This window comes from Sorangium sp. So ce176 (assembly GCF_051519835.1).
Lineage (GTDB): Bacteria > Myxococcota_A > Polyangia > Polyangiales > Polyangiaceae > Sorangium > Sorangium cellulosum_G.
Map to the genome: position 1 here is coordinate 4,640,943 of NZ_CP150371.1, position 19,149 is coordinate 4,660,091.

The 19,149-nt window shown below is 75.2% G+C and carries 15 protein-coding genes; 5 read left to right on the forward strand and 10 right to left on the reverse strand.

Annotation, left to right across the window (positions count from 1 at the left end):
- Positions 1–252: 252 nt before the first annotated feature.
- The 5 genes from WMF42_RS17220 to WMF42_RS17240 all read right to left on the reverse strand — a co-directional run bounded on the left by WMF42_RS17220 (position 253) and on the right by WMF42_RS17240 (position 3,691).
- Positions 253–1,005, reverse strand: coding sequence for a lysophospholipid acyltransferase family protein (locus WMF42_RS17220; protein WP_061609736.1), 753 nt, complete (start codon positions 1,003–1,005; stop codon positions 253–255).
- Between the two features lie 137 nt (positions 1,006–1,142).
- Positions 1,143–1,574: a secondary thiamine-phosphate synthase enzyme YjbQ gene (locus tag WMF42_RS17225; RefSeq protein WP_434047857.1), complete on the reverse strand. Its 432-nt coding sequence runs from the start codon at positions 1,572–1,574 to the stop codon at positions 1,143–1,145.
- A 9-nt stretch (positions 1,575–1,583) separates the two neighbouring features.
- Positions 1,584–2,507 (reverse strand): HvfC/BufC family peptide modification chaperone, encoded by a 924-nt coding sequence (locus tag WMF42_RS17230; protein WP_437693183.1) that lies wholly within the window; start codon positions 2,505–2,507, stop codon positions 1,584–1,586.
- On the reverse strand, positions 2,491–3,348 hold the full coding sequence (bufB, locus tag WMF42_RS17235; protein WP_233561911.1) for an MNIO family bufferin maturase: 858 nt from the start codon (positions 3,346–3,348) through the stop codon (positions 2,491–2,493). The genes WMF42_RS17230 and bufB overlap by 17 nt, the downstream gene beginning before the upstream one ends.
- Before the next feature lie 64 nt (positions 3,349–3,412).
- The gene (locus WMF42_RS17240; RefSeq protein WP_233561912.1) at positions 3,413–3,691 is read right to left on the reverse strand and encodes a hypothetical protein; all 279 of its coding nucleotides are present in this window, start codon (positions 3,689–3,691) and stop codon (positions 3,413–3,415) included.
- Between the two features lie 218 nt (positions 3,692–3,909).
- Here WMF42_RS17240 and WMF42_RS17245 point away from each other — a divergent pair, with 218 nt between their 5' ends.
- On the forward strand, positions 3,910–4,917 hold the full coding sequence (locus WMF42_RS17245) for a hypothetical protein (protein WP_437693185.1): 1,008 nt from the start codon (positions 3,910–3,912) through the stop codon (positions 4,915–4,917).
- 52 nt (positions 4,918–4,969) lie between these two features.
- Positions 4,970–5,935: a hypothetical protein gene (locus WMF42_RS17250; protein ID WP_437693186.1), complete on the forward strand. Its 966-nt coding sequence runs from the start codon at positions 4,970–4,972 to the stop codon at positions 5,933–5,935.
- 210 nt (positions 5,936–6,145) lie between these two features.
- Here WMF42_RS17250 and WMF42_RS17255 read toward each other — a convergent pair whose 3' ends face one another.
- Positions 6,146–8,785 carry an efflux RND transporter permease subunit gene (locus tag WMF42_RS17255; protein WP_437693187.1) on the reverse strand — a complete coding sequence of 880 codons (2,640 nt, stop codon included), beginning with the start codon at positions 8,783–8,785 and terminating at the stop codon, positions 6,146–6,148.
- 249 nt (positions 8,786–9,034) lie between these two features.
- On the opposite strand from WMF42_RS17255, the gene WMF42_RS17260 reads away from it, so the two are divergent.
- Positions 9,035–9,697, forward strand: a complete 663-nt coding sequence (locus tag WMF42_RS17260; protein ID WP_437693189.1) for an HAD family hydrolase — start codon at positions 9,035–9,037, stop codon at positions 9,695–9,697.
- A gap of 276 nt (positions 9,698–9,973) precedes the next feature.
- Here WMF42_RS17260 and WMF42_RS17265 read toward each other — a convergent pair whose 3' ends face one another.
- The 3 genes from WMF42_RS17265 to WMF42_RS17275 form a co-directional block, all read right to left on the reverse strand.
- Complete coding sequence (locus WMF42_RS17265; RefSeq protein ID WP_437693191.1) at positions 9,974–10,804, reverse strand: hypothetical protein; 831 nt, start codon at positions 10,802–10,804, stop codon at positions 9,974–9,976.
- 32 nt (positions 10,805–10,836) lie between these two features.
- Complete coding sequence (locus WMF42_RS17270) at positions 10,837–11,241, reverse strand: EVE domain-containing protein (protein WP_081426056.1); 405 nt, start codon at positions 11,239–11,241, stop codon at positions 10,837–10,839.
- A 126-nt stretch (positions 11,242–11,367) separates the two neighbouring features.
- Positions 11,368–12,039, reverse strand: a complete 672-nt coding sequence (locus WMF42_RS17275; protein WP_437693192.1) for a L,D-transpeptidase family protein — start codon at positions 12,037–12,039, stop codon at positions 11,368–11,370.
- Positions 12,040–12,146: 107 nt separating this feature from the next.
- Here WMF42_RS17275 and WMF42_RS17280 point away from each other — a divergent pair, with 107 nt between their 5' ends.
- Together WMF42_RS17280 and WMF42_RS17285 are read left to right on the forward strand one after the other, a co-directional pair.
- The gene (locus tag WMF42_RS17280; RefSeq protein ID WP_437693194.1) at positions 12,147–13,169 is read left to right on the forward strand and encodes an RNA polymerase sigma factor; all 1,023 of its coding nucleotides are present in this window, start codon (positions 12,147–12,149) and stop codon (positions 13,167–13,169) included.
- 228 nt (positions 13,170–13,397) lie between these two features.
- On the forward strand, positions 13,398–14,396 hold the full coding sequence (locus tag WMF42_RS17285) for an OmpA family protein (RefSeq protein WP_437693195.1): 999 nt from the start codon (positions 13,398–13,400) through the stop codon (positions 14,394–14,396).
- A gap of 115 nt (positions 14,397–14,511) precedes the next feature.
- Here the strand turns inward: WMF42_RS17285 and WMF42_RS17290 are convergent, their stop codons facing one another.
- Complete coding sequence (locus WMF42_RS17290; protein WP_437693197.1) at positions 14,512–19,029, reverse strand: hypothetical protein; 4,518 nt, start codon at positions 19,027–19,029, stop codon at positions 14,512–14,514.
- Between the last annotated feature and the right edge of the window lie 120 nt (positions 19,030–19,149).

Here is a 19,149-nt window from a genome sequence, read left to right on the forward strand (position 1 = left end):
GGCTCTCGTCTCCCGTCCCCCGTCTTACGGCCTATCGTCCCCGTGCACGTCTGTCGTGCGCGTGCGCGTGCGCGTGCGCGTTCCCGATCCATCCCTTCTCCCGTCACCGTGAGAGGTGGAGCGGCACGACGGAGGACGGGGAACGCGCACGCGCACGCGCACGCCAGACGAGGACGATAGGCCGTAAGACGGCGGAGGGGAGACGGGGAGGGGAGACGGGGAGGGGAGACGGCGACCGGCGACTGAGACGCGCTACGCCGGCGGCGACGTCGCGACCCCCACGCCGCGGTGGATCAGCCCCGGGTCGTGGCCGAGGGCGCCCGCGATCGCGGCGCGGACGTCGCGCATGAGGCGGTTGCGGCCGCCGGCGCCGTAGGGAGCCGGATCGATCGGCGGCATGATCGTGACAACCACCCGGTGGTGCTCCTGCACCACGAAGTCCTTCGCCCGCAGCACGTGGCGCGTGCCGTCGATCGCGACCGGGAGGATCGGCGTGTTCGTCTCGATCGCCATCCGGAAGCCTCCGCTCTTGAACGGCAGGAGCGCGCCGGTCTTGCTGCGCGTGCCCTCGGGGGCGATCCAGACCCGGGTGCCGTCCTGCAGCATCGAGGCGCCTACCTGCAGGCTCGCGCTGGCCTGGACGTGGTTGCCCCGGTTGATCCGGATGAACCCGGCCGCCTTCATGGCCTGGCCGAAGACCGGCACGCTGAACAGCTCCTTCTTGGCGATCATCCGGAGGCGCCCGGGGATCGCGCGGAACACGACAGGGATGTCGAACAGGCTCTGGTGGTTCGACATCACCACGAACGGCCGCGTGCCCGAGGCGTGCTCGCGCCCGCGCACAACGAGATCGACGTCGGCGTCCTCGAGGACCTTGCGCGCCCACCAGTCCAGCCGCTCGTCGCAGCGCTCGAGGGTCACCCGGCCCCTCAGCGCGTCCACCACGGTCGGAAAGCAGATCCGGGCGGTGTCGAAGATTCCCAGGAAGGTCGTCTGAAGGCTCATCGCTCTCGTTCCGCTTGAGGTGAGGGGGTCGCGTTGTGCGCTCGCGCCCGCGGGCAGAGCTCGCCGGGCACGGCGGACGAGCAGCCCTCCGGGGAGCGCCGGGCTCATCCAGGACAGGAACGCCTGGAGTATACCACTCACCCCCCGGCTGTGGTGCCGGTCACGGTCACTACCACGCGGCGGACGTGGGGAGAACTACGATGCTCCCAGACGTACAGGGCTTGCCACGTCCCGAGCGCGAGGCGGCCGCCGGAGATGGGGATCACCTCGCTCGATCGGGTGACGGCGCTCCGGAGGTGGCCGGGCATGTCGTCGGGGCCCTCGTCGTCGTGCTCGTAGTCGCGGCCCTCCGGGGCGAGGCGCGACATCCAGCGCTCCAGATCGCGGAGGACGGCGGGATCGGCGTTTTCCTGGATGACGAGGCTCGCCGAGGTGTGCTGGAGGAACACGGCGCAGAGCCCGACATCGACGCCGGCCCCGGCGACGACGCGCGCGACCTCGCGCGTGATGTCCACGAAACCTCGGCCGCTCGTGCGGACCTCGAGCGTGCGCTGGACGATGGTGGTCACCTCGCCATCTTAGCCGCCTTCGACGCGGGCGCCGCGCGCCACGTCGACGATCAGCCCCCAGCTCGTCCACTGCTGGAACCAGCCGCCGACGCGGGCAGCAAGCGCCGCGCTCGCCGTCTCGCCGGCGCCAGCGGCCTCGCCAGCGCCCGCGGCCTCATCGACGCCCGCGGCCCTGTCGATGCCGGCCGCCACCTCCTCGCACGCCGGGACGAGCGGCACGCCCCGCCCGAGCGCCTCGAGGAGCGCGAACGCCGGCGGATCGAGCTCCTCGCAGCGGATCGTGAGATCGGCGGCGCTGCGGAAGACGGCGAGGTGGACGCGGCGCGGCGCGGGCAGCGCGGGCGACCTCCCCTCCCGGAGCTCGCGGCGGAGGAGGTGCGCCGGGTAGCGGAGCCGCATCAGCGCGAGCAGCGGATGGAGGACGATCCGGGCCGTGGACCAGCCCTCCTCGGGCATGCCGGTGACCTTCGCGGGATCGAGCGGCGGGGGCGAGGCGCCGTCGAACATGTCGACGAGGGCGTGCTCGTACCGCGCGACGTCGCGCGCGAGCTCGCGGAGCGCAGGGGGGAACTCGCCGTAACTGCTGGAGAAATCGACGACGTGGGCCCCGAGATCGCGCAGGGTGAAGCTCGCGGGGGGATGCGCCGCGAGGTACGCCCTGGCGAAGGCGTCGAAGCCGTCGTCGCCGAGGACGTGCGCGAGCGCGGGGTAGTCCTCGCGGAGCGCGCCGATGTGGCGCAGCCAGAACTGCCGGCGGTAGATGTCGGCCTGCTCGGCGGGCGTGAGCCGCTCGCTCCCCGCGACGCGCTCGCGGCACCGGCCGGCGAGCTCGGCGTCGTCCGGCAGCGGCGACGGGGCCGTGAACATGCGGGAGAGCTCGCCCATCAGCGCGACGAGCGCGGCGGGGGGCGCGGGGTCAGGCGGCGCGCGCACGCGCGACCTCCTCCCGGATCGCCCGCGCCTTCTCCGCCTCGGCGGCGAGGACCTCGAACGCCGGGAGGTCGTCGTCCCACTCGATCAGCGTCGAGACGTCGCCTGTGTGGCCGACGGCGCGCCTGTACAGCGCCCACACGGCGTCGGCCACGCGATCGCTGTGGGTGTCGAGGATGTACTTGCCCTGGTGCGTGTGGCCGGCGAGGTGGAGCTGCACGATCCGGTGGTGCGGCACCCCGTCGATGTACGCGCCCGGGTCGAAGCCGTGGTTGTACGAGGAGACGAAGACGTTGTTGACGTCGAGCAGGATGCCGCAGTCGGCCTCCTCCGCGACAGCCGAGAGGAACTCCCACTCGGTCATCCGGCTCGCGGTGAAGGTCATGTAGCTCGACACGTTCTCCAGGGCGAGGCGGACCTCGAGGAAGTCCTGCACCGCGCGGGCCCGCGCCGCGACGTGCCGCACGGCCTCCTCCGTGTACGGCAGCGGGAGCAGGTCGTGCAGGTTGACCCCGTGCGCGCCGGTCCAGCAGAGGTGATCGCTCACCCAGGGGGATCGCACCTTGCCGAGGAGCGCCTTGAGCCGGCGGAGGTAGTCGAAGTCGAGCGGATCCGTGCTGCCGATCGAGAGCGAGACGCCGTGCTGCACGAGCCGGTAGCTCGCGAGGGCGCGCTCCAGGTTGGCGATCGGCATGCCGCCGTCGACCATGAAGTTCTCGCTGATGATCTCGAACCAGTCGACGCGGGGCCGGTGCTCGAAGACGTGACGGTAGTGCGGGATGCGCAGCCCGACGCCGACGCCGAGGTCGGGCAGGCCCAGCCGCATGCGATCGGGGTTCGCCATGGGTCACCGCGTGCGTGCGGCGCCCGGCGCCGCGGGCGCGCCGGGTCGTCGCGGGATCAGCGGCTCAGTGGGCGTGGCCGCCGCATTCCGCCGGCTTGCAGCCGCCCTTGCCCTTGCACTCGTTCTGGCCCGCGCACCCGTGGGTGTCGGTCTTGCAGCCGCCCTTGCCCTTGCACTCGTTCTTGCCGGCGCAGCACTCCTTGGCGCCGGCCTCGGGCGCCTCGGCCGCCGCCGGCTCGGCGGAGGGGGGCCCCGTCTCCGGGTCGGGCGGCGGCGACGAGGCACAGCCCGCGAGGCCCGCCACCATGCCCGACACCGCCGTCAACGCCAACGTCTTGCCCATGTCCATCGCCATCTGAACCTCCACGTTGTAAGTGAGCGGCGTTGAGCTCCACGCCCACGCGACTTCCCCCTGCGCGCACGGCGTCCGGCGGCGTGTCCTGTGCGGCGTGGACACGCAGCCCGCGTGCCGCATTCCGCGTACGACGTAACGTGCTTCGGACGGCGGGGGCAAGACAAAGTGTCCGTTGCAGCGCGCCGCGGCGGGGCTGGCGAGGCGTCGTGCAGGGGCGCTGCGCGGCGCTCCTCGCGGCCGCGGGGCTCGCGTCGCTGGGGGCAGCCGGCTGCGGCGGCGCGTCGCGCGACGGGGTCGGCGTGGCGGGGGGCGCGGCGCGCGAGCCCACGATCGAGGCGGTCGCGGCGGAGCTCGAGGCGATGAGCGGTCCGATCCTCGAGGGGCGCGAGGCGACGTTCCGGGGCATCCTCGCCGACACTGTCGCGAAGGACGCGTACCTGTGCCTGCCGCCGGCGCGCGGCGTCTTCCACGGGGACGCGCCGGAGGGGGAGCGGCGGATCGCCGGGGTGATGCCGCATTACGGCCTCTTCTTCGGTCCGATGAGCTACCTCGTGCGGCGGCGCGGCGGCGCCTGGGAGGTCGAGGTGCGCATCGCTGTCGAGCCGCCGGCGGGCGCTGGCGCCTGGCTCGAGCTGCCCGACTGCGGGCTGGCCGGCGCGCTCGGGGGCGCGATCGCGTGCCGCGGGACGCCGTACGCGCGCGCCGGCTCGACGGACGCGTGCCCGGGCTCCGGCGAGTTCACCGCGAGGGCGACGCCGGCCGCGATCCGCGCGCTGCTCGCGCGCTGGTCGGCCGAGGTGGAGGGCTACTGGAACCGCGACGCGCGCGCCTTCGGGTTGCCGGTCCGCTACGACTTCGACTTCGTGCTCGCGGACGAGGCGCGCGGGCGGGCGCTGCGGGTCGACCTCGCTGTGCCGCTCTCGCCGACGTGCGGCAGGACGCCGTACTTCAGCGCGATGCGGGCCGGCTGGTCGCTGCCCGTGCTGGCCCACGAGGTGGGGCACGTGCTCGGGCTCCTCGACGAGTACGAGGCGCTCTCCGGCATCGTCCGCTGCTACCCGAAGACGCCGTTCCCCGGCGCGGAGATCAGCCGGATGGGGCTCTCGATGCGGGAGGAGACGAGGCTCCTGCCGATCCATCACTACCTCGTGCTCCGCCGCTTCTTCTGCCGCGCGCCGGCGTCGATCGATCCCTATGCCGACGCGATCCGCTGAGCGCTCCGGGCGGCCTCGCGCCGGGCGCCGTGTCGCGGGGGCGGCCGCGGCGGTGACGGGGACGGCCGCGGCGATGGCGCTGGGGGTCGCTGTCGCGATGCTCGCGGGGTGCCGCTCGGAGCGGGATCGCGGCGCGGCGGACGCCGGCGCAGGGACGGCGGACGCGGGCGGGACGGATGCCGATGCGGGCGCCCCGGAGGCGGCGCCGCCGCTCGTCGGCGGGCCCGCGGGGCCGAGGCCGCCCGCGCCGCCGGCGGAGCCGCGCTGCCCGCCGGAGATGGTGCGGGTCGCGCGCCGGTTCTGCGTGGATCGCTACGAGGCGGTGCTGCTCGACAGGGAGACCGGGCTCGAGATCTCGGCGTTCTACCCGCCGTCGCGGCAGGCGGCCGCGTCCGTCGAGCGGACATGGTCGAAGATGCGGCTCCAGCTCGGCGACGCGGAGGCGCGGCAGATGGAGCTGCCGCTCTTGCCCGGCTGGCAGAAGCAGCGCGAGTTCGAGCCGCGCGCTGTGTCGCGCAAGGGCGTGCTGCCGCAGGGCTACACGAGCGGCGCGCAGGCGGCGCTCGCGTGCCGGAACGCCGGCAAGCGGCTCTGCACGCTCGAGGAGTGGCGGACGGCGTGCCGCGGCGAGCGCGACGAGCAGTTCCCGTACGGGCCGACCTACGCGGACGGGCGGTGCAACGTGTTCCGCGAGGGCCACCCGGCCGCCGTGCTCCACCGCGACGTGAGCCTCGGGCACAGCGATCCGCGGCTCAACCTGGTGCGCGTCGCCGGCGCGCCGCTGCTGCGGCGGACCGGCGAGACAGCGGCCTGCGCGAGCGCGTGGGAGGACGATGCGGTGAGCGACATGGTCGGCAACCTCGACGAGTGGATCGACGATCCCGAGGGGACCTTCGTCGGCGGGTTCTATGCGCGCGCGACCCGGGAGGGGTGCATGGCGCGCGTCGCGTCGCACGACTTCGCGTACTTCGACTACTCGACCGGCGTGCGGTGCTGCGCGGATCTGCGCGGGCCGTGATCTGCGCGCCGCGAGAGCGCCGCGCAGAGCGAGCGGGGTGCAACGGATCGGGTCCACCCGGAGGCCGGCTGCCCTGAGGCGAGGCGCCTCCGGCGTGCTTCGATCTCGCCCTGGGACCTTGTCCCGCCGCGTTGCCGATCGCGTGCGTCGGCGAGCGGCGCTGCCTCATCAAGCAGGGCCCGGCCGGCCGGTGCCGCCCGCGCCGAGGGCTCAGGTCGTCGGGCGGCCGACGGCGAGGAAGCTCTCCGCGCCCTTCGGGCGGCGCCGGTCGAGCCAGACGAGCGCCGCGGGCAGCACCAGCACGGCGGCGAAGAGGCAGGCGAGCTCGCCGATCACGGCGGCGACGCCGAGGCTGCGCACCGCGTGGTTCTGCGAGCGGATCAGGGCGAGGTAGCCGAGCGCCGTCGTGAGGCTGCAGAGGATCACCGCCCCGCCCGTCTCGCGCACCGCGGTCAACGCGCCGCCGGCGCCCTCGCGCGCGTACCGCTGGACGATGTTCACGGCGTAGTCGACGCCGATGCCGAACGTCAGCGGCAACGCGATGAAGTTCAGGAAGTTGAGCTTCACGTCCATCAGCACGAGCAACCCAGCCATCCACGAGGCGCCGACGAGCAGCGCGCCGAGCACCGCGAACGCCGGGCGGCCGCCGCGGAAGGCGACGAGCACGACGAGCACCGTCGCGGCCAGCGAGAAGAGCACCGCCGGCGGCACGTCGTCGATGACCGCCGCCCACATGTCCGCGTAGATCACCGCGCGCCCCGATCCGCGCACGACGCTGTCGTCAGGGAGCCGCGTCTCGCGGTACGCGTCGGCCCAGCGGAACAGGTAGTGCGCGTCGTGCACGCTCTCGGCCGAGATCGGGCTGATGTAGACGATGCGCCCGCGCGTGCCGTCCGTCTCGGTGAACGCGCGCGCCACCCCCGCCGGCAGATCGTCGATCCCGAACGGCGCGAGATCGTCCGGCGGGATGACCGCCTGGATCCGGGCCCAGTCGTCGTCGCCGATGAGGCCGCGCTTCTGCGCGCGGACGACGCGATCCTTGATCTCCTGGAGGAGCGGGATCTTCGCCTCCTGGTCCTTCGGGATCAGGTCCTGGAGCGCGTAGATCTCCTTGAACGGCTTCTCGCCCTCGGGCGCCGCGTCGCGCTTCGCGTAGAGCGCCGCGCGGAGCGGCTCGACCTGCTCGGGGCGATCCACGAGGATCGCCATGCCGTCGGTGCCCACGTAGCCCGTGATCTCCTCGGCGAGCTCGCCCAGGCGGATCTGCTCGGCGCGCGCGCTCTCGTCGTTGCGCAGGTTCCGGAGGTCGTACTCCATCGGATCGGCGCGCACGTAGGCCACCGTGGCGACGACGCCGACAGCGGCCAGGGCGAGGCCGGTGAGCGTGATCGCGACCGGGCCCCGCGCCGCGAGCCGCGCGAACGGCCCGCCGAACGCGAGGCCTCCCTGGGTGCGCTGCCGGAGCCTGCCGAGCAGGCCGGGCGACCCCTGCTCGAGGGGGACGAGCCGCTCCGTCACGGCGAGGATGCTCGGCAGCGCGACGAACGTGGCGACCCAGCAGAGCACCATGCCGACGCCGCCGATGAGGCCGAAATCGCGGAACCCGCGGAACTCGGTGACGACCAGCGAGCCGTAGGCGGCCGAGGCGGCGCAGCCGGCCGTGAGCGTCGGCAGCCAGGTCTCGCGGTGCGCGACGCGCACGCCCTCGAGCAGGCTCGCGCCGCCGCGGCGCGCCTCGAGGTAGCGCGCCATGTAGATGATGCCGAAGTTGATCCCGTTGCCGGCGACGATCGAGAAGAGGAACCCGGTCGCCATGTTGAGGTGGCCGATCGCGAGCTGCGTGACCCCGAACGTCCAGGCGACGCCGACGCCGATCGTGATCAGCATCGCGAGGAGCGTGCGCACGCGCAGGTAGTAGAGGAACACGACAGCGGCGATGAGCGCGGCGCCCGCGACGCCGACGTCGGTCAGGTCCTCGTTGATTGCCGCGTACTCGGCGATCCCGGTCTGCAGGTCGCCGGCGAGGCCGTAGGTGATCCCGGGGTCGAACGAGGCGGGGCGCACGCGCTCGACCACCTCGCGCACGCGCCGGATCGCCTCGCTCCCGGCGGCGAAGTCGCTCGCGATCACCTTCGAGCGGATCGCGACGACGACGGTCTTGCCGTCCTTCGACTGGTAGTAGCCGTCGGGGTAGCGCCCCGCGTCGATCCCGTTCAGGCCGAGGCTCTGCTCGATCGAGCGCGCGCTCACCTCGGGCGGCGGCTCGTCGTCGTCGAGCAGCGCGCCGGTCGCCTTGTTGACCTCGTAGGCGTAGCGCGCCTCGATGTCGTCCCGCAGCTTCGTGAGCCGGTCGCGCTCGACGTAGAGCCCGGCGCGCGGCGAGAGGTAGCGGAAGGCCTCGTGCACGCCGTCCTCGACGCTGCCGACCCACGGCGGACCGAGCCGCTCGATCTCGGGCACGAGCGCGTCGGCGGCCCGCTGCAGCGCGGCCGTGGGCGTGCCCTCGCCGCCTTGCAGCACGACGAAGAGCGTGGAGACGCCGGCGGTCTTGGCCGCGACCCGGTCGAGCTCCTGCACGCTCGGCCGCGACGCCGGCAAGAGCGACTCGAACCCGGTCAGCACCGAGAGCCGCGTCGCCAGGAAGATGGCGACGACCGTGAGGAGCCCGGTCACGAGCAGCGGCAGCGCCGGCCGGTTCACCTGGAGCTCGGCGAGGCGCGCGGCGAGCCCGCCGCCCTTCGAGGGCGGCGGCGCGACGCGGGGGGGCGTCTCGCGGGAAGCGTCACGGGAGCTGTCGCGGGAAGGAGAGGGGCGGGGCGCCGGGGGCGATGGCACTTGCGGAGCGGGCATGAGGAGGTCGGTGGATCCGGGGCTGAAAGGACGGTGGAAGCGTCTGGGTGGAGCGCGTTCCAGGGAGCAGGCTCCCCCGAGAACAGCGGTCGCGCGCGGCGCGGCGACGGCGCGCGGCCGAGAGCCGGGCGGCCGCGGACGAGCGCGGGGCAGCGATAGCAAGAAACAGGGGTCCGAGCGACCGACCGTCGCTGTCGGCGTCGCTCTTACCGTCAGGCTTCCCGGGACAGCCGATGATAGTCTTTCTCCATGTCGCTATCGCATCCGAGGGCCGTTCTCTGGGATCTGGACGGGACGCTCGTCGACTCCAGCGAGCACCACTTCGTCGCCTGGCGTGAGGCGCTCGCGGCCGAGGGGCGCTCCTACGATCATGCCGACCATGATGCGGTGTTCGGGATGCGCAACGACGATCTGCTCCGCCGCCTGATCGGCCCCGAGATCCCGGAAGCCGAGATCGCCCGCATCGCGGACGCGAAGGAGCGGCATTACCGGGCGCTCGTGGCCGAAGCGGGGATCGAGCCGCTGCCCGGCGTGCGCGCGTGGCTGAGCGCGCTCCCCGGGCGCGGCTTCCGGATGGCGATCGCGTCCTCCGCGCCGCGCGAGAACCTCGACGTGATCCTCGCGGCGACCGGGCTCACGGGCGTGTTCGACGCGGTGATCAGCAGCGAGGAGGTGCCGCACGGCAAGCCGCACCCCGCGGTCTTCCTCCGGGCGGCCGAGGGCGTCGGCGCCTCGCCGGACCGGTGCGTCGTGGTCGAGGACGCCCCCGCGGGCGTCCTCGCGGGCAAGCGCGGCGGCATGAAGGTGATCGGCGTAGGCCCGCGGCACGCGCAGCTCGGGGCCGATCTCTCGATCGAGCGGCTCGACCAGCTCCCCGCGGGCGCGTTCGACCGCCTCCTGTCGCCTGGCTAGCGACGATCGCCTGCGGGGAGCCGCGCGCCCGCCACCCACGGTGCTCACGGGCCCGAAGCGCGGTGATCGATCCGCGGCACGACCTCCCGCCGGTGCGCCCGAACGCGGAGGCCATCTTGCGCGATGGGGAGAATTGGAACCACAGAGGCACAGAGGGCACAGAGGGAAGAAAGAGAGAGATAATCAATCTCTCTTCTCTCTTCTCTCGCCTCTGTGCCCTCTGTGCCTCTGTGGTTCATTCTCTCATGAACCAGGGATGAGCTGGGCGGCGCGACGTTAGCTGCCCTGGGGCGGGCTGCCCGCGTCGCCCCCTCCGGCGCTTGGGGGCTTCGCCGGGCCGCCCGCGCCCCCGTCGCGGGGGACGCCGGCGTCGGCCGGCGCGGCCGCCGAACCGGCAGGGCGCGCGCTGGCGGCACCCGCGCCGGTAGCGCCGGCGTTGGCGGTGCCCGTGGCGCCGGTGGGCGCCGCGCCTCTGGCACCTGTGCTGGCAGCGCCCGCGTCGGGGGTGGCCTTGCCGGTCGCGCCCGCGTCGCCCGCGTCGGCGGCGGCTGCCGGCTCGGCGTCGGCGGCGGCCGCGTCCGCCGGCGGCTGGTCGGGCACCGCGGGGGACGAGCCCGCCGGGGGGAGCTCGCTCTCCCAGCACTCCGGCTTCGGGGGCGCGGCGAAGTGGATCGTGCGCGACGCGGCGTCGCCCTTGCGGGTGACGAGCTTGTCCGTCTTGTACACCGCCGCGTTGCCGCAGGCGTACTCGGCGGTGTCCCTCGTGTCGCGCGCCAGCGTGCGCGCCCGGGGCGCGCGCTGGTTCTCGCACTGCGCCCACTGGATCTCGTACTCGGCGTCGTCGTCCGAAAGCAGGATGCGCGTCGCCGGGTCGTCGCTCGACCGGCGCCCGGTGATCGTCGTGCGGGTGATCGGGTCGTGGCCCTCGATCACCGTCAGCGTGACGGGGAACCGGAGGCTCCCGCGCATGGGGGCGCGCGTCGCCCCGATCTCGAAGTCGGCGCAGACCGGCTCGCCTTCGATCGGCGACGGCGTCGGCGGGCCGTCGCACGCGGCGGTGAAGAGGGAGAGGAGGGCGAGGGCTCGGGCTCCAGGGCGGAGGTTCACGCCGGGATTAGTCGTTACCCCGGGTCCCCGCGTCAAGCGATCTTGGTCTTGCCCAGCTTCAGCACGCGATCGAAGTGCTCCTTCGAGACCGGCACGACGCTGAGGCGGGACCGCTTCAAGAGCGCGATCTCGGCCAGCGACTCGTCGCCGCGGATCGTGTCGAGCGGCACCTGGAGCTTCAGCGGCGAGACCGGCTCGATGTCCACGACGCTCCAGTCCTCCTCCGCGTCGGCCGTCGGATCCGGGTACGCCTCGCGCTTGACGCGCGCCACGCCCGCGACCGCCATGCCCTCGCTCGAGTGATAGAAGAGCACGAGGTCGCCCTCCTTCATGGCCCGCATGTTGTTACGGGCCTCGAAGTTCCGGACGCCGTCCCACATCGTCTGGCCGTCGCGCACGAGTTGCGCGAACGAATATTTCTGAGGCTCGCTCTTCATCAGCCAGTAACGGCGAGACATGCACGATCTCCCGGGAAGGCATGAGGGCGGCGCCGGTCGAGCCGTCGCGCTCCCATCCTCGACGGACAGCCCGTCGATTTGACCGGCTACCCTAGCACCGCCCGTTCAATCGGTGATCACGATCTTGGCGCCGTCCGGCGTTCGCCGCGCGACCTCGTCGATCTCGTCGTCATCGAGCGCGATGCACCCGAGCGTCCAGTCGGTTTCCTTGTGCGTGCGCGCGCCGTCGCGCAGCGCACCGCCGACGCCGTGGATGCCGATGCTGTGCCCGACGCCGCGCCCCGGCGGGACCTCGCCGCGACGCCTGAGCTCGGCGAAGCGCCGCCGGTCCTCCTCGTTCGGGTAGCTCACGAGCAGGAACTGATGAAACAGGCCCTTGATGCGGCCGGCGACGTGGTACGTGCCGACCGGCGTCCGACGGTCGCCCTCGTAGCGCTTCGGTCCCGGCCCGCCCGGCCCGAGCGCGACCCGGTACGACCGGACGACCTCGCCGTTCGCGACGAGATCGAGGGTGTGCTCGCTCTTGTCGATCCGGATCTCGGTGACCCGCGGCAAGGGGGCGCCGGGCGCGGGCGCGGGTGTGGGCGCAGCGGCGGGCGGAGCGCCTGCCGTGGGCGCGGCGGAGGCCGGAGCGCCTGGCACGGGCGCGGCGGGCCGCGCTCGCGCCGGGCCGGCGGCCAGGGCGCTTTCCGGGCCGGCGATCAGGGACGGGGCCGCGAGGGCCAGGGGAGCGGCGAGCGACGCCGCGGCGAGGACTGCGGGGAGCCTGAAGACCATGCCCGACCTGTCGGCGCGCCGCTGCAGAGCGTGACGTGCGAGCGGCGGCTGCCGTATTCTCGATCGGGCGCGTCACACTCCGCCGCGGCGGCGCGATGCAGAGGTCGATGAGCACGTCGATGACGACCGAGCACCGCACCCCCGCGCCGAACCCCCTCGCCGACCCAGGGACCCGCCGAGCCCTCGAGGCGTTCGTGCGCCGGCGCGTGCCCGGCGGCGAGGTCGACGACGTGGTGCAGACCGTCCTCTGCGACGCGCTCGCCTCGCCCGCGCGCCCGGCCGATCCCGCCGAGCTCCGGCGATGGCTGCTCGGGATCGCGCGCCACAAGGTGGCCGACCACCACCGGCGCGCGTCGCGGGAGACCGCCGCCGAGCTGCCCGACCTGCCGGTCGGACCGCCGCCCATCGAGGCGCGCGAGCTGGCGCGCTGGGCAGAAGAGCAGGCCGCCGCGAACCGCGACGCGCGGCAGACGCTCTCGTGGATGGCCCGCGAAGGGGAGGGCGAGAAGCTCGAGAGCATCGCCGCCGACGAGCAGGTGCCCGCCGCCCGGGTGCGGCAGCGCGTGTCGCGCATGCGGCGGTGGATGCGGGAGCGCTGGCTCGCGGAGCTCGCCGCGGTCGCCGCGCTGGCGCTGCTCGCGATCGTCGTCGTCCGGCTCCTGCGGTCGGCGAAGGACCTGCCGGAGGTCGCGCCCCTGCCCGAGCCGCCGCCGCGCGCGGTGCCCCCCGAGGCGCCGCTCGACGCGCTGGACCGCGCGCGCTCTCTCCGGGCCGAGGCGCTGCGCGCCTGCGACGAGGCGGCGTGGCGCCGGTGCCTCGACCAGCTCGACGAGGCGGACCGGCTCGACCCGGCGGGCCGCGGCGCGCTCGACATCGCCGCGGCGCGCGAGCGCGCGCTCGACGCGCTCCGCGCGCCGACGCCCACCACGCCGGCGCCCACCACGACGAGCGCTCCGCCGCCGGCGCCGAACCCCACCTCCAGCGCGACAGGGCCCGCGAAGACACGGTTCCAGCAGAAGAAGCCAATGCCGTCTGGCCTGAAGTCCATGCCGTCTGACCTGGACATGAAGAACATGAAGAAGAAGAGCGGTGCGCCCGAGAACGTGGATCTCTCGCCCGAGAGCCGTTAGGCGCGCGGGGAAAGCAAGCGACGCGCCCGAGCGGATCGATCTCGATGGCTCGTCAGCGGCATTGTCAGCGCCTGTGCGACGTCTGACCCGCTGCCGAGGAGCACGAGCGCGCGCCGTGCGATTACATCTCGCAGTTTCCGGCGTAGTCGTCTAAACACGCAGCCGCTCGGCGCAATCAAGGACGCCAAGGAAGGAGCCCAGGAGATGCGAACCACGAGATGGCTTGGATTGGCATTCGCAGCATCGCTGCTCGCCGCGAACGCCGGCTGCGCGAGAGAGCCCCAGATGCAGGCCGCGGCGCCCGCGCCCCCGCCCCCCGCGCCGCCGCCGGCGCCGCCGCCGCCGCCCCCCGACGCGGACGCGGACGGCGTGATCGACGACGGCACGGACAAGTGCGTCGCCGAGAAAGAGGACGGCCTGCCGCCCGACCCGAAGGACGGCTGCAAGTCGAACGACCCGGACGGAGACGGCATCGTGGCCGAGGCCGACAAGTGCCCGAACGAGGCTGAGGTCAAGAACAATTACAAGGACGATGACGGGTGTCCCGACGTCCCCAGGGTCGTTCTCACCGACAACGAGGTGAAGCTCAACGAGAAGATCGCCTTCGCCGCCGGGAAGGCCGATATCGAGCCCGCCTCGCAGGAGCTCCTCGCGGACATCGCCCGCGTCATCAAGGAGAATCCGCAGGTCCAGTTCGTCGAGGTCGCGGCGTACTCCGAGAAGGTCGGCAGCGACTACGCCACCGTGACGCTCACGAAGAAGCGCGCCGACGCGGTGGTGAAGGCGCTCGTCGCGCTCGGCGTCGAGAAGAACCGGATGCGGCCCGCCGGCTACGGGGCGCATTGCGCGTCCGACGCGGGCGAGACCGAGGAGGCGAAGGAGAAGAACCGCCGGGTCGAGATCAAGATCATGCGGTCCGAGGGCAAGGACACCGGCGTCGAGCTCGCGTGCGCTGCGGCCGTCACCAAGGGCCTCAAGCCGGCCGGCGTGCCCGCCACGGCGCCGAAGAGCGCCGCGAAGGCCTCCGACGCGAAGCCGGTCGACCTGAAGCCGGCGGACGCGAAGCCCGCCGCCGCCACGAAGCCGGCGGAGGCGAAGCCCGCGGACGCGAAGCCGGTCGACCTGAAGCCGGCGGACGCGAAGCCCGCCGCCGCCGCCACGAAGCCGGCGGACGCGAAGCCCGCGGACACCAAGCCGGCCGAGACGAAGCCCGCGAGCGTGAAGTAGCGGGAAGGCGAGCCCGCTGGCGCGACGTGGCCGGCGGGCGATCCCGCGAGCGTGACATGGCCCGGCGCCGGAGGGGAGCGCGGGCAAGTCCAGCAGGCTACCAGCCAGCCTCAGCCTACCCGCGCGCGGCGGCGAGCAGGCGCTCCAGCGCCTCCTTCGCGCGCTGCCGGCGCTGCGCCTCGGGCAGCGCGCCCGCGCGCAGGCGCTGGACCTCGGCGCACAGCGCCGCCCGATCGCCGGAGGGAGGCTGCCCGCAGAGCCGCTCGTGCGCGCCGTGGACGCGCGCATCGCGCGGCGCCGGGTCGCCCGCGAGCGCGGCCGCGGCGGCCTCGATGAGGAGCGCTGTCGCCGCCGCGTCGTCGCTCTCTCCCAGCCAGCGGGCGACGAAATCAGGCTGCCGCGCGAGCCTCGCGAGGACGTCCCAGCGCTGCGCGCGCACCGCGAGCTCCGTCGCGAAGAGCACGACCTTCAGGTTGCGGCCGAGGTCCGGGAGGACGCGCGTCTCGCCGTCGAGCGCCATCACGTCGTCGACGACGCTCCCGTCGAGCGCCGCCGCCGCGCAGCGCACCGCGACGCTGAGCAGGTCCGCGCGCAGCGCCGGGCCGAGCGACGGCGCGCGGCCGAGCGCGCGCGCCGCCTCGAGGACGAGCGGGCCGCAGTGCCCCTCGCGCCGCTGTCGCGCGAGCATCACGCCGGCGTCGTAGAGGCGGCCGCTCCGGCGCAGCGCCTCCACGGCGGCCGTGAACGCGTCGGGGTCGTACGTCCCCCGCTCCGCGGCCGTGAGGAAGCCGTCGAGGCTGCGCAGGACAGGGCACGCCGCCGCGCTGCCGGCGCGCCGGAGGTGCGGGAGCTTGCCGAGCACGTCCGCGATGCGCAGCGAGAGCGCGAGCGGGTAGGCGTCGCAGGCGGGCTCCTCGTGGCCGCCGAGCTCGACCCGCGCCTCGGTGCACGCGAGCGGGCCGGCGACGGCGGCGAGCGAGCGCGCTGTCCTCGCGACGAGCGGATCGAGGCCCGGGACCGCGGCGAGCCCCGCCGGGAGCGGGTCGAGCAGCGCCGCGACGGCGGCGTCGTCGGCGTCGGGCGGCAGGAGGCCGCGGACGAGCGTCCACAGATCGCCGGCCAGGAAGGGGTGCCCGGCCTCGGCCGCGAGCTGGGCGTCGATCGCGAGCAGCGCGCGCGCGTCCTTCCCCCAGGCGAGCGGCTGGTCCGAGCGCAGCGCGCGCGGCCCGAGCCTCAGGCCGAACGAGAGCGCGGCGATCGCCCGGCGCGCCGCCGCGGCGCCGCGGTCGGCGTCGCCGTCGAGGAAGTGGTAGGCGGCCGCGAGGGCCGCGGCGCTGACGTAGGCGCGCGCCGCGTCCTCGTCGCTCCGGGGCGAGCCCTCGGGCGCGAGGGCCGCGGTGAGCGCGCCCTCGGGCTCGCCGCGGGTGCGGAGGCCGAGGCCGAGCTGGAAGCCGGTCGACCCCTCGAGGATCCCGGCGCCGTACGAGACGTCGAAGCTGAGGGAGAAGACGCGCGTCGCTGTCTTTTCCTCGTAGCGGTAGGTCATGCGCGGCACGCGCAGGCCGCGCGCGTCGGCGTCCGAGAGGACGCGGTCGAGCGCGTCGCGGGCCTCGGCGCGGCGGCCGCCGGCGAAGTCGCGCGCGGCGCCCACGATCGCGAGCACGTCGCCCGCGTCCGCCGTCTGGCAGGCGTCGTCGGACGCCTTGCGCATCGCGTCCGCGTAGGCCGACGGTTCGGGGGCGATTCCGCGACGGGCCTTCGCGATCTCGCTCAGGTACGAGAGCGCCCACGCGACCCGGCTGCCGCGCTCGTTCGCGAGCGCGACGGCCTCCGGCGACGGCGGCGCGCCCAGCACGGCGGCGCCGAGGAGCGAGGTGAGCAGCCCGAGGTCGGCCTGGTCGCGCATGCCGAGGGCGGAGAACGCCCTGGCGTAGCCGACGAACAGGCCGCGGAGGTCGGCGTCCGCGCGGGCGGCGGGCACGGACGCGAGCGCGTCGAGGAGGGCGGCCCCGGCCGGGCCCGGCGCCGCGTCGGGGCGCGCCGCGCCGCCGCGGAGCGCGGCGGAGAGCCCGCGGAGCACGCGGCCGAGCGGGGCGCCGCTCTGCTGCGCGAAGCGCTCGGCGGTGGCGGACTCGAAGAGCGCGCGGGCGAGCGCGTAGCCGCCGGCGAGCGCGTCGGAGAGATCGCGGTCGGCCCAGCCGGCGAGGCCCGCGGCCACGGCGGCCTCGGCGTCCGCGGTCGGGACGGTGAAGCGCACGCGGGGCTCCGGCGCGCCGGCGCGCGGCGGCGCCGGATGGGGCGGCGCCGCGAGCAGGTCCATCGCGTCGGAGAGGAGCGTCACGAGCAGCCGCGCCCGCCGCGCCCACGCCCCGTCGCCCTGCTTGAACCGCGGCGCGCGCAGGATCCGCCCGCGGACGTCGCCGAGCCGCGCGAGCGCGCCGCGCGCCTCGGGGCTCGGCCCGCGCGCCGCGGCGGCGCAGGTGCCCCTGGCGGGCGGCGGCCTGCGCGAGCGCTCGGTGAGGAGCACGGCGAGCACGCCGTCGGCCAGCGCGGTGACGTCCTCCACGAGCGCGGGCGGCGGGGCTTCCGGGGCGCCCGGCGCGACCGCGGCGCCGCCGGGCGCGGCGGCCTGGCCGTCGGGCGCCGCGGCGTGGCTGCCGGACGCACCGGCGCCGCCCTCGGGTGCCGCGAGCCCCGCGACGGCGCGCCGGAGCGCGTCGCGCGCCACGCGGCGCTCCGGGGGGAGCCGGGCCGGGTCGATCGCGCGCGGATCGAGCGCGCCGGCGGCGCCGAGCGCGGCGTAGCGCGAGAGGCTCGAGGCGAGCGCCGCGAGGCCGGGGTAGGCGAGCGCCGGGTCGGGCGAGAGCGCGCGGCCGATCTGCGCCGACGAGAACGCGAGGTCGGGCGCCTGATCTGAGAGGGTCCGGTACAGCGCGTCGGCGGCGTAGAGGCCGGCGACGCCCCAGCCGGTCTGCGCGGTGAGGTCGCCGCGCAGCTTGGCGGTGAGCGCGCCCTGCAGGGCCAGGAAGTGCGCGGCCTGCACCTCGGGGGGGTACGACATGCCCGCGAAGACGCCGGCGAGGACCGCGCCGAGGACGGCCTCCGGGTCGCGCGCCTCGGCCATGCGGCGCTGCACGGCGACCTGCGTGAGGTCGACGATCGCGCCGCGGAGGTGCTCGTCCGCGAGCACCCCGGGGCTGTAGGCGAGGGGGATCTGCGCGAGCGCGCGGTAGCGGCGCGGCTCGGCCTCGGCGAGGGCGCGCAGCGCGGCGAGGTGCGCGAGGCCGAGCTCGGTGACGCGCTTGTGGACGGCGCTCCCTGCCTGGCCCGCGGCGGGCGTGCGGCCGCGCTCGTGCAGCAGGCTCGGCGCGTGGGCCCACGCGGTGCTCGTCTGAGCGACGGCGTGGACGAGCGCCTCGTAGCGCGGCAGCCACGCCTCGAGCGGCAGCTTCCCGCCCGGCGCCGCCGCCGGGGCGCTCGCTGCGGCGCCGGTCGCGGCGCCACCGGCCGCCAGCGCGGCGGCGGGCGCGGCGGGCGCAGCGGCGTCGCTCGGGGCGAGCGCGGCGGCGAGCTCCGCGGCGAAGACGAGGTCGCGCGGGCCCTCCATGGGCGGCGCGAGGCCCCGGCCGCAGCCGCGCGCCTTCCCGAGCAGGTCGTCGAGCGCCGCGCGCCGATCGGCGGGCACGCCTCGCAGCACCGCAGCGCCGCGGGCGCGCCACGCCGCGCGGCCGTCCCGGGCCGTGCGCACGCGGAGGAGATCGCCGTACGGCGTGCCCCCGGCGGCGGGCGGAGGGCTCAGCCGGGAGGCCGAGGGCCCGGCGGTCGCGGCGGGCGCGCGGCGCTCGTCCTCGTCGTCGAGCGCGATCCCGGCCGTCCCGAGGAGCTGGAGCGCGTAGCGGCCGCGCAGCGCCGGCTCGTCGTCCGGATCGCGCCCCTTCACGGCGGCCGCGATGGCGTCGGCCGCGCGCGCGGCCTCGACGTAGCGGAAGGCCCCGGCGGCGCTGAAGGCGCGGCGCACGAGCGCCGCGAGCGCGATGTCGTCCGCGACGCGCGCGAGCGCCGCGTCGCCGCGGGCGACAGGCGCGACGCCGGCCATGAACGGCGCGAGCGGATCGCGCGGAAAGAGCTGGACCGCGCCGCCGCCGCCGGCGCGCGCGTGGACGAGGTGGTCGTACCCGAGGGCCTCGCCGAGCGCGAGGAGCAGCGCCTCGGTCCCGAGGGGCCCCGGGGGCGGCAGCGGCGCGGCGCGGATCCAGACGGCGTCCGCCGCACCGCTGCGGCGCGCGTCGCCGGCGGCCTCCGCGCCCGCCTCCACGATGACCGCGACGCCCGGCCTCGGCCCGCCGCGCCTGTCGAGGTCGCGGAGCAGGAGCGCCCACGGGTCGCCGGCGTCCCGGGAGGCGCGGGCCTCGACGTAGCCCAGGGCGAGCTCGCGCGGCGCACGGCCTTCAGCGACGGCCGCGGCGAGGGCGCGCTCGCACGGCTCGAGGTGCGCCGGATCGCAGCGCGACGCGCCCGAGGGCGCTGCGCCCGGCGGGCCGGCGCCGCCGCAGCCCGCGGCGAGGAGCCCGAGGAGGAGCGCCGAGCAGCGCGAGAGAGCGCGCGACGAGGAACCCACGCGATCGTGCAGCATGACGAGCGCGCGACCTACCACGAAGACGGCGGGCTGGCTGCGCTCGTCTCGTGGACGGGATGAGGTCGGCTGCCTCGCCGGGTTGCGAGTGCGCAGGCGAGCCAATCATCGCGCCACCGT

What these genes read in the sequence shown, in the direction of transcription:
- WMF42_RS17220 (WP_061609736.1), bottom strand. Translation starts at nt 1,005, where the DNA reads ATGAGCCTTCAGACGACCTTCCTGGGAATCTTCGACACCGCCCGGATC.
- WMF42_RS17270 (WP_081426056.1), bottom strand. Translation starts at nt 11,241, where the DNA reads ATGAAGAGCGAGCCTCAGAAATATTCGTTCGCGCAACTCGTGCGCGAC.
- WMF42_RS17240 (WP_233561912.1), bottom strand. Translation starts at nt 3,691, where the DNA reads ATGGGCAAGACGTTGGCGTTGACGGCGGTGTCGGGCATGGTGGCGGGC.
- WMF42_RS17260 (WP_437693189.1), top strand. Translation starts at nt 9,035, where the DNA reads ATGTCGCTATCGCATCCGAGGGCCGTTCTCTGGGATCTGGACGGGACG.
- bufB (WP_233561911.1), bottom strand. Translation starts at nt 3,348, where the DNA reads ATGGCGAACCCCGATCGCATGCGGCTGGGCCTGCCCGACCTCGGCGTC.
- WMF42_RS17255 (WP_437693187.1), bottom strand. Translation starts at nt 8,785, where the DNA reads ATGCCCGCTCCGCAAGTGCCATCGCCCCCGGCGCCCCGCCCCTCTCCT.
- WMF42_RS17290 (WP_437693197.1), bottom strand. Translation starts at nt 19,029, where the DNA reads ATGCTGCACGATCGCGTGGGTTCCTCGTCGCGCGCTCTCTCGCGCTGC.
- WMF42_RS17275 (WP_437693192.1), bottom strand. Translation starts at nt 12,039, where the DNA reads ATGGTCTTCAGGCTCCCCGCAGTCCTCGCCGCGGCGTCGCTCGCCGCT.
- WMF42_RS17280 (WP_437693194.1), top strand. Translation starts at nt 12,147, where the DNA reads ATGAGCACGTCGATGACGACCGAGCACCGCACCCCCGCGCCGAACCCC.